Origin of the sequence: Streptomyces sp. NPDC006261 (genome assembly GCF_040613515.1) — a bacterium.
GTDB lineage: Bacteria > Actinomycetota > Actinomycetes > Streptomycetales > Streptomycetaceae > Streptomyces.
Genome location: NZ_JBEXSI010000034.1, coordinates 16137 through 28407 on the forward strand (window position 1 = coordinate 16137; position 12271 = coordinate 28407).

Consider the following 12271-nt stretch of genomic DNA (forward strand, 5'->3'; position numbering starts at 1 on the left):
TGGGGACGCGGGTGGGCGCCCAAGCCGGATCTCGATAACTAGCCGACCAGGTGCGGAAGATGTCGGGCGGGGTCGCCCAGCATGGTGACGGCGTGGGCCGCCGAGGCGAGCGTGACGTGCCGGTGCCAGCCGGTGAAGGAGCGCCCGGTGAAGTCCCGGATGCCCACCCGGTCGGCCACCACCGCGGCGTCCCGGGCCGCCCGGGCCGTGAGCTGCCGCAGCCTGGCCAGATACTCCATGGGGACCGTGGTGAGGTTGGACAGCCAGAGTTCGGCCGGCCAGCGACGGTCGTAGTCGCCCATGCCCAGGAGCACCAGCTGCCGGTGCTCCGAACCCCGCGGGTACGCGGGGAGTTCGACGCGGACGGCGGCGGCGAGGGGCATGCTCTTCACCATGCCCGGCAGCGGGCGCCTGCCCGGGACCGGACGCCGCATGTTGCCGGCCATGGCCATGATCCGGTGCGCGGGGAGCGTGCTCTGCTCCCGCCCGCCCATGACCCGGTCGGTCACGGTGAGCAGGGTGTCCTCGCCCACCCTCGCCATGAGCGGCGCGTGGCTGGTGGCGAGGGTCTCCAGGAGCGGCTCGGGTGCCTCGTCCAGGTCGAAGACGACGGGCCGCACCGGCAGCCCCCAGCCCAGCTGGGTCTCCCGGGACGCCTCGACCGCGCAGCCGTGCAGGCTCTCCGTGCTCGCCCCCTGCGGGACCGCCGCCTGACTGCGCCGGGCGTCGTCGGTGTGCCACGAGGACGGGAGGTGCAGGCGCCAGTTGACCGGTACGCTCGCGGATTCCGACGCGGCCCAGACTCCGACGGCCCGCTGTGCGTTCAGGGTCTGGCCGAGCGCCGGCGAGAAGTGCTGGCCCACCCCCACGGAGTTCTGACCGGCCTTGGGGATGGTCATGGGTCTCACCACCCAGGCCCGGGTCGGCAGGGCATCGTCCACGGCTTCGGCCAGGGCCCGGCGTATGGGCACCCAGTCCCAGGTGGAGTCGCAGATGAAGTGGTGCAGGTTCTGCTCGGAAGCCTGGGTTCCGAGCAGCTTGGCGATGTTGCGGATCGACTTGCGCCCCTGAACGGTCAGCAGACCGTCCAGATACTGGAGGCCCTTGCGGCGCTGGTCGATGCGGGGCAGCGAGGCCAGGACCCTGGAGGACAGCTCGGCGAGGATGAGGTCACGGGAAGCGGAAGGAGCTGGGGCCTGAGCCGGCAGGGCGTGACCGGTACGGACAGCGGCCGGGTAGTGGTCAATCATGGGCTTCCTCACTGTGGCCCGGGGGCTGAGGCCCCCGGGGGGATCGACGTCAGGGCGCCACGGTGTCGGGCCGAGTGGCGCCTCGGCTGCGCGGGGTCCCGCTCGGCGACGGGCCACCTCTACGGGGTGCTGGTGCCCCGCAGCCGGCGATAGAGGTAGGCGGCGGAGGCCAGCGTCATGTGGTGGTGCCAGCCGGGGAAGGAACGGCCCTCGAAGTCCAGGAGACCCAGCCCGGTCTGCACGTCCCGGACCACGGCATCGGTCAGGACGATGCGATGGGCCAGGCCGCGCACGGTGGTGGGCGGGGCGTCGCGCAGCGAGGTGATCCAGAACCGGGGGGGCCCTTTCGGCACGGCGGCGACCTCCGCCACGAGCCGGTGGAGCTGGTGCACGGCCGGTGCCGGGGGGCCGGGCGGGAGGAGGCGTACCGCGGCCGAGAACATCTGCGCCCGCCCGGGCGGCGCGGAGCTCGTCCGCCGGCAGTGCGCCGCGACCAGGGCCGCCGCGTCGCCGCGGGGCGCGGTGGCCGGGGAGGGGATGTCCCCGCGTGGGGACGCCGGAGTGAGCGGCTGCCCGGACGGCACCTCCACAACGAAGTCACGCCGCTGGCGGGCGAGTTGCGAGACGACCTGGCGGACGCCCGGGGCGAAGTCACGGCCGAGCACCACGGGCGCGGACTCGGCCACCCCCGCGGCGGCGAACTGCTCCACCATCTCCAGCACGAGGGCCCAGGCGGGCCGGGGCGTCACCGTGTCCGGAATCCGCACGCGGCGACGGCGCACGGAGTCCTCGCACCAGGCGTCGTCGAGGAGGAGACGCCAGCCGACCGGGATGCTGTGCCTGGCTCCGGTGAGGAACAGCCCGATGCCGACCTGGCAGTTCACCCGCCGGCCGGTGCCCGGGACGATGCCCTCGCGCACCCCCACCGAGTGGCTTCCCCGCTTGCGCAGCAGCACCGGCTTGGCCGTCCAGACGGCGTCGGTCAGCAGTTCGGCGGCGATCCGGGCCAGCTCCACCCGCGCGGGCGTCCACTGCCAGGGGCTGGCACTGATGAACTGCTGGAGTGCCTGCGGAGCGCTGTCGGGCAGGTCCAGCGTCCGGGCCATCCGCCGTACGCTCTTGCGCCCGGGCGTGGCGAGCAGTCCCCTGAGATAGGCGTCCGCCCAGCGGCGCTGGTCGCTGCGGGGCAGATATCCGAAGACCCGCTGCCCGTAGGCGGTCAGGCCCTCCGGCCCCCCGCGCCGCGCGCTCTCCGGTGCGCCAAGGGTCGCTGTGGCCCCTGCAGACATGGCTGGCTCCTTGAAGACTCCCGGCCGGCGGTGACCGCCGACGACAACAAAAACATAACCATCATTCTTGTTCTTTTGAAGAGTGAGGATGCCTTCCGGGTGCAAGTTCGTCAACTCGGCGTTGTGAACGGCGGATGACCCGGGGAGCGTAGGGAGTTGATCAGTGAACGAGAAGCGGGAGGTCACGGTGACATCAGACGGAGCGGGAAGGAGGCCGGCGAAGCAGCAGGAGAGATCCCTGCTGACGCGCGGCACCCTGCTGGACGCCACCGCACGGGAGATCGACCGGCACGGCCACGGCAGCATCGCCATGCACCGCATCGCCCGCGAGGCCGGTGTCACGACCGGCGCGCTGACCTTCCACTTCCCCACGAAGGGGCAGCTCCTCACCGAGCTCAAGGAACTGGGGCTCGCCCGGATCGAGGAGCGGGTGAACGAGGCGGTCGAGCTCCCGGCGGCCCCCCTGCGCCGGGCCCGCCTCCTGCTGCTCGCCCTGCTCGAACTGCTGCACCGCGACGTCGTGGTGCGCGCGGCCGTACGGCTCTCCGAAGAGCTCCCGGGGGGCGGGGACTGGTCGGATTCCTGGCTCCGGCCGGTGCAGGAGATGTTCCGGAGCGCGGGCGAGGAGGGAAAGCTGCGGGCAGGCGTCACCCCGGAGGCGGTGACGGAGATGGCCCTGCGCCTGGCCGCCGGGACGGAGGTGCGCGCCCGGGGCGGCGATCCGGAGCCCGACGTCGCCGAGGCCGGCGGAGAGCACTTCACCCAGTTCTGCGACTTGCTCCTGTACGGCATCTCGGCCGTCCGCCCACCGGAGGCGGACCGCGCCCCCCGGTAGGGGCGACCCCTGACCGGACCCCCCGGCCCTGACGCCCGCTAGCAAAATTACATAAGGACCATTATTCTTTTCTCGTCCAGGGGGCCCCTGCGAGGAAGGCCCTTGGGGGGTCAGAAGCAGTCCATGGGGAGCGGGAGTTCGGCATGACGAGGGACACAGGCTTACTGCGCGACAGGGTCATCATGATCACGGGGGCGTCCAGCGGGATCGGGGCGGCGGCCGGACACGTGTTCGCCACCGAGGGTGCGACCGTGGTGCTCATGGCACGGCGCGAGGAGCGGCTGCGCGAACTGGCCGACCGGATAGTCGCGAGCGGGGGCCGTGCGATGGCGGCCGTGGGGGACGTGACCCAGGAGGGCGAGGTCGAGCGGGTCGTGACCGAGGCGGTGTCACGCTTCGGCCGACTGGACGGGGCGTTCAACAATGCCGGATACGCGACGGCCGGCAGCCTGCTGCACGAGACGGACGGCGCGGCCTTCGAGCAGATCATGGCCGTGAACGTCCGGGGCGTATGGAACTGCATGCGCCACCAGATCCCCGCCATGCTCCACTCCGATCGCCCCGCGGCGATCGTGAACACCTCCAGCGTTGCCGGGGTGCTGGCCACGGGCGCCTCCGCGGCCTACGTGGCGGCCAAACACGCGGTCCTGGGGCTGACGCGGGCGGCCGCGGCCGAGTACGCAGGGCGCGGGGTCCGCGTGAACGCCCTGGTGGTGGGCAGCACGCGCACCGAGATGATGGACCAGGTACTGAAGGAAACCCCGTCGCTGGAGGAGCAGTTCGTCGGGCGCTCCATGCAGCGCCGGATGGCCGAACCGGAGGAGATCGCCCGCAACGCAGCCTGGCTCTGCAGCGATCAGGCCTCCTTCGTCACGGGGGTCGCGATGCCGGTGGACGGCGGCTGGACCGCCGGCTGACGCCGGGCGGCCCGCCCCACGGCGACGGCGGCCCGGGCCGCCGTCGCCGTATCAGCGCGTACCGGAGAGGCGGCGGAGGTCTACCGCGGGAACGGGATGACCTCACCACCGGCCCGTACGAGGGCGCCGGCCCCGGGGCCGGCCTTCCGGGTGAGCCGCACCGTAGCGGTGAAGCACTCGATGCCGTTCTGCCACAGCGAGACGACCGTACGGCGGTGGCCCTGCGGGTCCGGGTCCACCGGTCGCTCCTCGATCCGGCACGGAGCGTCGAGCTCGACGTAGCGGGCGAAGGAGGTCTCCATGCCCACCACGGACTGCGGGTGGTCGGCGGGAAGCATCAGGGCGGCCTGGCGCGCGGCCTCCAGGAGGAGCAGGCCCGGGGCGTGGTCGAGGGGGTGGTCGAAGAAGAGCGGGTGCGCGGTGTCCACCCGCAGCCGCCACCGGCCGAGGCCCACCGCGGGACTGAGGACGACGTCGTGGAACCTGGTGCGCCCCAGGGCGGGCGGCGCGATCGGTGCGCCGGGGGCGGCGGGCAGGACGGTGACGGCTTCGGGGGTGCCGCGCCCCGCCCGCAGGCGCTGGTAGACGGCCGGGGACTGCACCGTCAGGCGCGTGCCGCACTCAGCGAGCAACGCCCCTTCCCGGACCACGGATATGAGCAGGGTCAGCGCCGCCGCCCGGCTGCCGCGGCGGGTCGACTCCCGGCAGGTGACGTGGAGTTCGACCGCTCCGCCGTGATCTCTCGGGGCCAGGGCCGCGGGAGTCAGCGCGTAACCGAAGGTGTCCCAGAGCAGGTGGTGGCCGAGGGGGACGTCGTAGGCGCTGTGGCACAGCAGGGGGAAGGCCTGCCGCACCGTCTCGGTGAGGAGCAGCGGATCGAGCGCGGTCCGCCCGGTCGCGTAGAACTCGTGCACCTCGGGCCAGTGGGCCGAGACGACGAACCCGTCGCTCCCGTCGGGCCGCAGACCGGTCAGGAGCACCGAGCCGGGGCGGGCCTTGTGGACGAGCTCCGCCGCGACGAACGCGACAGGCGGGGCAAGGGTGGCAGTGGCGGTGCTGAGCATACGGATACTCCCCCGGTAGAGGCATGAGAGGTATGGACACAGAGCGCACGGGACACTGAGTGGGCACACCCGCCTGGACGGCTGGGGCCCTGGGAGATAAAATAAGGATGATTCTTTTTTTTGTCCAGGCTTTACTGATGAAAGGAGCCGGAACATGGAACGCCAGATGCAGGACCGTGCGGTGCGCACGCGCGAGTTGCTGCTGCGCGCGGCGGCGGAGGAGTTCGACGCGTCGGGGTACGCGGGGACGGGCCTCAACAAGATCGCCAAGCGGGCCGGGCTGACGGTGGGCGCGCTGTACTTCCACTTCGAGTCGAAGGAGGGCATCGCCCGGGCGGTCATGATGGCGCAGCCCGAGAGCATCGAGCCGCACCTCGACACCCAGGGGCTGCAGCGCATCGTGGACATCACCCGGGTGTGGTCGCATCAGCTCCTCCAGGACCCGGTGCTGCGCGCCGGTGTACGGCTCTCGGTGGAGCAGGGGAGCTTCGGCGTCCACGACATCACGCCCTACCTCCAGTGGCGGGACGTCATGGAGCAGTGCCTGTGCGACGCCCGGGACAGCGGGGAACTGCTGCCGGGGATCGACCCGGGACGGGTGGCGGAGTTCGTCGTCAGCGCGTGTACCGGCGTCCAGCTGTACGCGCAGTTGGTGAACGGCCGGGAGGACCTGCCGGAGCGCACGGTGGAGATGTGGCGGCTGCTGCTCCCGGGGATCGCCACACCGGGGACCCTGCCCCGTATCGATCTCAGCCCGCACCGCGACAGGTCCTGAGCCGGCCGGCCGCCGTACGGCCCGCCGGCTCAGGACCTGTCGCCTCAGCGCCCGGCGACCGGCTCCGGCAGGTCCAGCAGCTCCGGTGCCTCCCGGCTCCAGGGGAAGCCACGGTGCAGCTGGAGGGCGGACGGTCCGCCGGTGTCCGCGAGGAGGGCCACGGCCGCCAGCACTCCGCGCTCGGGTTCGAGCTCCAGGAACCGCCAGGGCAACTCCCCTTCGGACTCGGGCGGCTTGAACGCCAGGACCCCTCGCTCCTCGTGCAGGGTGAAGGAGAAGCTGTCGAAGGGGAGTCCGAGGCCCAGCCCGCGCGCCTTCGCGTACGCCTCCTTGAGCGTCCACAGCCGCAGGGTCCGGCAGTCCCGGGGGCGGCCCGGCACGGCCCGCGCCACCCAGTCGCGCTCGTCCCGCGCGAAGGTCTCGATGATGGCGTCGAGGCCCTGCTCACCCCGGTCGACCCGCTCCACGTCCACCCCGATCCGGTGACTGCGCACCACCCCGAGCAGGTTGTGGCCCTCGGCGTGGGACAGATTGAAGTCCAGCTCCTGTCCGCCGCGCGGCAGTCCGACGGGGGGCCGCTGGAGGAACGGCCGCCCCCGCGCGGAGCGCCAGATCACGGCTTCCGCCTCGGGCAGACCGCTCTCCAGCGCGAGGACGCGCCGTACGAGGGCATGGGCGACCAGATACTGCCGCCGGTCCTGTTCGAACAGGAAGCGGCTCGCGGTCTCCTGCTCCTGATCGTCGAGCCAGTGCCGGGCCAGGGTGGCGGCCAGCGCGTAGTCGAGCTCGTCGTTGGAGCAGTACCAGAGCTTGATGGGTTCATGGGCACCGCCGGGCAGCGGCACAAACAACGGAGCGGAAGAGCCGGACGCCGGGGAATCGGGCGCCGAGGAGCCGCCTTCCGTTCCCGTGCCGGGCACCCCGCGCCGTTCCGCGAGGAGCCACACGGCCTGCTCGCGCTCCAGAAGCCCGGCCTTGAATCGGGTGAGTATCTCGCGTTCGTCCATGGTTGTCGCCCCGTTCACGCCCGGTGAGGCAGCCGCGTGAGCGCCTCGTCCACGGAAAGCCGGTCGGCGCGCACCGAGTCGAGGAGCGCGCCCAGTTCTTCGTCGGCCGCCCGATCGTCGGTGACGGGCGGTGCGTCCTCCTCGAAGACGTGGGCGATATGGGCGGCCATCGCGGCGAGGCCGGGGCGGTCGAGCAGGGTGACGGCGGGCTCGTTCATGCCGAACGCGTCGTTGACGGCTGCGACGAACTTCGCCCCGCGGATGGAGTCGACGCCCAGCAGGTTGAAGGGGGACGCGGGGTCCAGGGCCGCCGGCTCGCAGCCCAGAATTCCGGCCAGGCGCTCCCGCAGAAACGCGAGGATCTCCTCCGTGGCAGGCGTGGCAGGCGTGGCAGGCGTGGCAGGCGTGGCAGGCGTGGCAGGCGTGGCAGGCGTGGCGGATCGTGTCCCCCGCTCCCCGGCCCCGGTTGCGCGGGCCACGTGGGCGGCGAAGGCCGACAGCGTCGGGTGGGTGAACAGGGAGGTGGGATCGAGCCCGATTCCGTAGCGGGCGCTGACCGCGGAGACGAACTGCGTGGTCGCCACCGATCCGACGCCCATCGAGCGGAACGTCAGTCCGGGATCCAGTTGCTCGGGCCGCACCTTCAGCACGTCGGCGAGCAGGGGCACGAGCTCGGCCACCACCGCGGCCGGTGCCACGTCGGACACCGTGGCGGGGGTCTGGTGTTCAGGGGACATACGAGGGCTCCAGAGGTTCCGTGCGGGTACGGCGGCCTGCTGCGCAGGCCTCGTGAACAGCGGCGGCTCCCGGGCCCGGCCGTGCCGCCGGGCCCGGGTGCGGCCGGTCAGCCGACGCGTGCGGCGGTCAGGCTCCCCAGGAGGGCGGCGATGACCCCGGGGCCGTTCTGGGTCAGCACGGATTCGGCGTGGAACTGCATGGAGGCGAAGCCGCCGGCATGCAGACCGTGGACCTCACCGGTCTCCGGATCGCGGCTGATCCGTACGGGCCCGTACTCGGGGTGATCGAACCCGTCGTCCTCGGCGTGCGCGGCGAAGGTGTTGTAGAAGCCCACCCGCGCTCGCCCGCCGAACCAGTCGATCTCGTGCTGCACGCCCTGGTTGGGGACCGGCCTGCGGTGCAGCGGGAGGCCCAGGACGGTGCTGAGCACCTGGTGGCTCAGGCAGACGGCCAGGAAGGGCCGGCGCTCCGCGAGCAGCCCGGTGACGGCGCCCCGGAGATGGGCGATCTTGGGGTGCTCCGTCTCACGCGGGTCCCCCGGACCGGGACCCAGGATCACCAGGTCATGGGCGGCCACGTCGTACGGCTCGTCGAAGCGCCGCACCGTCACCTCGCAGCCGAGTGAGCGCACCTGGTGGGCGATCATCTGGGTGAAGGTGTCCTCCGCGTCCACCACCAGGACCTTCTGCCCCGCCAAGGGCTGCTCCTGCCCGCGGTGGCCTCCCGGTTCACGCAGCCAGAAGTCGGCGATCCCCTCGTTCCGCCGGTCGAGCGCCGTGCGGACGGCGGGGTGGGCCCCGAAGCGGACGGGCTCGGGTTCACCGAGCGCCGCGAGCAGTCCCGCGGCCTTGACCCGGGTCTCGCGCACCTCCGACCGGGGGTCCGAGTGGCGCACCAGGGTCGCGCCCGTCCCGATGCTCATCCGCCCCGTGGCGTCGATGTCGGCGGTGCGGATGAGGATGGAGGAATCGAGGGTGCGGCCACCGGCGGCGTCGCGGCCGATGAGGGCGGCGACTCCGCTGTAGTAGCCGCGGCCGACGGGCTCGTAGCGGCGGATCACCTTGGCCGCGCTCTCCAGCGGGGAGCCGGTCACGGTCGGGGCGAACAGGGTCTCGCGGAGGATGTCCCGGACGTCCCGGTCGGTCGTGCCCTCGATGAAGTACTCGGTGTGGGCCAGGCGCGTCATCTCCTTGAGATAGGGCCCCACCAGCCGGGCGCCCGACGGGCAGACCCGCCCCATCATCTTCAGCTCCTCGTCGACGACCATGTAGAGCTCGTCGGTCTCCTTCCGGTCGCCGAGGAACTCCAGGACGCCGTCCAGGGAAGGGCCGTCGGCGGGGTAGCGATAGGTGCCGCTGATGGGGTTCATGACCGCCACGCCGCCGTGCACGCTGATGTGCCGCTCGGGCGTGGCGCCGACGAACGTACGCCCGCCCGTGTGCACGAGGAAGGTCCAGTACGCACCGGACTCGCGCTCCACCAGCCGCCGGAAGACGGACAGGGCCACCTGCCGTGAGAAACCGGGCAGCTGGGCGACGAAGGAGCGCTTGATGACGAAGTTGGCCCCCTCCCCGGTGCCGATCTCGTCGTCGATCACCCGGCGCACGATGTCCGCGTACTCCTCGTCGGGCACGTCGAACCGGCCGTCGACGAACTTGACCGGTCCGCCCGGCAGCCGGGACAGCGTCGCGCCGAGGGGCGCCGTGGCCTGTTCCCGTACGGCCATGGAGAGCAGCGACTCACCGTCGCCGCGGGCCTGGTAGCCGCGCTCGGTGATCTGCCCGTACGGGATCATGACCAGCAGGTCGTGTCCCGCACCGGGCGCCGGTTCCGCCGCGACCGGCAGGTCCTTGAGGGCGGCGACCTCGGTCACCTCGCCGAGGAGGATCTCCAGGGTGTCGGCGCCGGCCTGCTCCGGCCGGTGCAGCAGGGCGAAGTCGGCTGCGCCGCCGTCGAGGATGCGCGCGAGGAGGTCGGGAGTTCCGTTCACTGATGCCATGGTGATCCCCGTGGGGTGAGTCGGTGCGGACTGCGCTGTCATCGGCCGGCTCCGGACGCGCCGAGGCCACCGGGTCCGCCGGGTCCGCCGAGTTCGCCGAGTGCGGTCTCGGTGGTGAGCACCCGGCCGGCGCGCCGTGCGACGTAGTTCAGGGCGAGGCGGTGGTCCTCGGTTGAGAAGTCGGCGACGGCGTCGGCCACCAGGAAGGGCTGGATGTCGTTGGTGTACGCGTCCACGGCGGTCATCAGGACGCCGATGTGCGCGTACACGCCACAGACGATCAGCTGGTCCCGCCGGTGGTGACGCATGCGCTCCAGCAGGTCGGACCGGTGGAAGGCGCTGTACCGCCACTTGGTGAACTCCCAGTCCTCCGGCCGGGGTTCGAGGCCGTGGACGACCCTGCGGTCCTCCGGGGTGGGGTTCATCCCCGGCCCCCAGAAGTCGAGGAGCAGACCGCGCTGTCGCGGGGTCATGCCGCCGGGCTGGGCGGTGTAGGCGACGGGGATGCCCAGCTCGGCGCAGCGGTCCCTGAGAAGGGTGGCGTTGGAGACGAGGGCGCCGCCGGGTTCGCCGGTGCGAGGAAAGGGCCTGAGGAAGAACTCCTGCATGTCGTGCAGAAGCAGCACGGCCCGGTCCGGGTCGGGCACCCAGCCCACGGTGTTGTCGGGGAGGTCCCCTTCCGCCGGCATGGGGTAGGGCTCGACGGGCGGTATGTGAGGCATGGGCGGTCGCGTCCTTTCCGTGGTGAGTGGTGACGAGGTGGTGGGGGGGGCGGGGGTACGGGGTGGGGGCCGCCGGCGGTACGGGGGGGGTGGGGGGCCGCCGGCGGCTGTGTGAGGGGGGCCTGGGGGAGGGTGTACGGGCGGTGGGGCTATCCGCGCCAGGCGGAGACGACCTCGACCGCCTGCTGCGGGTTGAGCCGCGGGTCGCAGAAGCTCAGGTACTTCTCACCCAGCCGCCCCAGCTCGGCCTCGTCGCGCACGCACTCGACGACGGCCTCCGGAGTGGTCTCCAGGTGCAGCCCGGCGGCCACCCCGCCGTTCCCCGTCACCGCCTCCTGGAAGTTCACGACCTCCTGGACCACGGTCCGCACCAGGCGGGTCTTGGTCCCGTCCGGGCCGCTGACCGTGTTGCCGTGCATGGGGTCCGACAGCCACAGCACCGGGTGGCCCGCTTCGTGGACCGCCTTGACCAGGGCGGGAAGCGTGCGGGCCGCGTGGTCCGCGCCCATCCGCGAGATGAGGGTGAGCCGGCCCGGCTGGCGCTGCGCGTCGAGGCGGTCGCACAGGGCGAGCAGCTCGTCCGGCGTCATCGTGGGCCCCACCTTGACCGCGACCGGGTTGGAGACGGCGGCGAGCAGCGCGATGTGCGGGCCGTCGAGCTGCCGGGTGCGCTCCCCCACCCATGGCCAGTGCGTCGAGGTGAGGAGCAGCGAACCGTCCGGCTCCCTCCGCAGCATGGGCACTTCGTAGTCGAGCAGCAGCGTCTCGTGGCTCGTCCACACCGGTGCGTCGAGGTCCGTCCTGCACTCGGTGCCCCGCCAGCCCAGGAAGTGCATGATGTCGCTGGCGGCGCGGTACCCGGTCAGCAGATTCCGGGGGTCGGGGCGGCGCAGCTCGGCGTCGGGCTCGGGACGGTTCACCATGTGGCCGCGGTAGACGGGGAGTTCGCGCCCGTCGATCATCTCGACGGGCGCCGAGCGGGGCTTGGCGTACTGCCCGGCGATCCGGCCGACCCGCAGCACCGGGAGGCCGGAGGCCAGACGCATCGTCCCGGCGAGGATGTCGAGCAGCGCGCCCTTACGTCGGACGTCCGCCGGGGTCGCCTCCGCGGGGTCCTCCGCGCAGTCACCGGCCTGGACGATCTGGACACGGCCCGCCGCGGCTTCCATGAGCAGGGAGCGCAGCCGCTGTGCGGCCTCGGCATCCACCAGGGCGGGCATCCGGCCCAGGTCCGTGCGGACCGCTTCGAGCTCCGGATGGCCCTCCCAGTCGGGCTGCTGAAGTGCGGGCATGGAACGGAGGTAAGAGACTATGTCGATCATTGAGTTCCCTCGAATTGGCCGGACCCGGGCGGTCCGGCTGTCGACAGACCTGGTGATGCGCCCAGTCGGACGGAAGTGCGACAGAAGAGCAGGCGCAGAGGCAGATGCAGGAGCAGGTGAAGGAGTCGCGCGATCTTCGTCGGCTTTCGGCAGGGGAATTCCCGCACCGGATGAGGGCCCATGGAGATCCCGGGTACTGAGCCGTGTGTCCACCGCTCACGTGGAATTCCGACGCTTTTCACACCGTCGGCCGACCGGGACCGCCTCTCGGACGGACACCACTCTTGGCCGGACGGCGGCCGGTGGACAACTCTGCGGAACGTAATCCGTCAGGTGGCCGTCGGCGGAGGCCT

Annotated in this window: 11 protein-coding genes; 3 read left to right on the forward strand and 8 right to left on the reverse strand. The window is 72.1% G+C overall.

The genetic code is table 11. The features are described from left to right. Window positions 1–38: 38 nt before the first annotated feature. Window positions 39–1250 (reverse strand): transposase, encoded by a 1212-nt coding sequence (locus tag ABZ154_RS22325; RefSeq protein ID WP_356835190.1) that lies wholly within the window; start codon window positions 1248–1250, stop codon window positions 39–41. A 119-nt stretch (window positions 1251–1369) separates the two neighbouring features. Continuing rightward, window positions 1370–2539, reverse strand: coding sequence for a transposase (locus ABZ154_RS22330; protein ID WP_356835192.1), 1170 nt, complete (start codon window positions 2537–2539; stop codon window positions 1370–1372). A 163-nt stretch (window positions 2540–2702) separates the two neighbouring features. Between ABZ154_RS22330 and ABZ154_RS22335 the strand changes: the two genes are divergently transcribed. Both ABZ154_RS22335 and ABZ154_RS22340 read left to right on the forward strand, forming a co-directional pair. Then, window positions 2703–3374: a TetR family transcriptional regulator gene (locus ABZ154_RS22335; protein ID WP_356835194.1), complete on the forward strand. Its 672-nt coding sequence runs from the start codon at window positions 2703–2705 to the stop codon at window positions 3372–3374. A 143-nt stretch (window positions 3375–3517) separates the two neighbouring features. After that, window positions 3518–4291, forward strand: coding sequence for a glucose 1-dehydrogenase (locus ABZ154_RS22340; RefSeq protein ID WP_356835196.1), 774 nt, complete (start codon window positions 3518–3520; stop codon window positions 4289–4291). A gap of 80 nt (window positions 4292–4371) precedes the next feature. Here the strand turns inward: ABZ154_RS22340 and ABZ154_RS22345 are convergent, their stop codons facing one another. Next, window positions 4372–5355 carry a ScbA/BarX family gamma-butyrolactone biosynthesis protein gene (locus tag ABZ154_RS22345; protein WP_356835198.1) on the reverse strand — a complete coding sequence of 328 codons (984 nt, stop codon included), beginning with the start codon at window positions 5353–5355 and terminating at the stop codon, window positions 4372–4374. A gap of 154 nt (window positions 5356–5509) precedes the next feature. Here ABZ154_RS22345 and ABZ154_RS22350 point away from each other — a divergent pair, with 154 nt between their 5' ends. Then, window positions 5510–6130 carry a ScbR family autoregulator-binding transcription factor gene (locus ABZ154_RS22350; protein ID WP_356835200.1) on the forward strand — a complete coding sequence of 207 codons (621 nt, stop codon included), beginning with the start codon at window positions 5510–5512 and terminating at the stop codon, window positions 6128–6130. 44 nt (window positions 6131–6174) lie between these two features. On the opposite strand, the gene ABZ154_RS22355 is transcribed toward ABZ154_RS22350, so the two are convergent. The 5 genes from ABZ154_RS22355 to ABZ154_RS22375 form a co-directional block, all read right to left on the reverse strand. Further along, on the reverse strand, window positions 6175–7137 hold the full coding sequence (locus ABZ154_RS22355) for a 4'-phosphopantetheinyl transferase superfamily protein (protein WP_356835202.1): 963 nt from the start codon (window positions 7135–7137) through the stop codon (window positions 6175–6177). Between the two features lie 14 nt (window positions 7138–7151). Beyond that, window positions 7152–7874, reverse strand: a complete 723-nt coding sequence (locus ABZ154_RS22360) for an acyl carrier protein (RefSeq protein WP_356835203.1) — start codon at window positions 7872–7874, stop codon at window positions 7152–7154. 107 nt (window positions 7875–7981) lie between these two features. Continuing rightward, window positions 7982–9874 (reverse strand): anthranilate synthase family protein, encoded by a 1893-nt coding sequence (locus ABZ154_RS22365; RefSeq protein ID WP_356835205.1) that lies wholly within the window; start codon window positions 9872–9874, stop codon window positions 7982–7984. A 38-nt stretch (window positions 9875–9912) separates the two neighbouring features. Then, on the reverse strand, window positions 9913–10596 hold the full coding sequence (locus tag ABZ154_RS22370) for an isochorismatase family protein (RefSeq protein ID WP_356835207.1): 684 nt from the start codon (window positions 10594–10596) through the stop codon (window positions 9913–9915). Between the two features lie 149 nt (window positions 10597–10745). Further along, the gene (locus ABZ154_RS22375) at window positions 10746–11918 is read right to left on the reverse strand and encodes a 3-deoxy-7-phosphoheptulonate synthase (RefSeq protein WP_356835209.1); all 1173 of its coding nucleotides are present in this window, start codon (window positions 11916–11918) and stop codon (window positions 10746–10748) included. Window positions 11919–12271 lie beyond the last annotated feature (353 nt).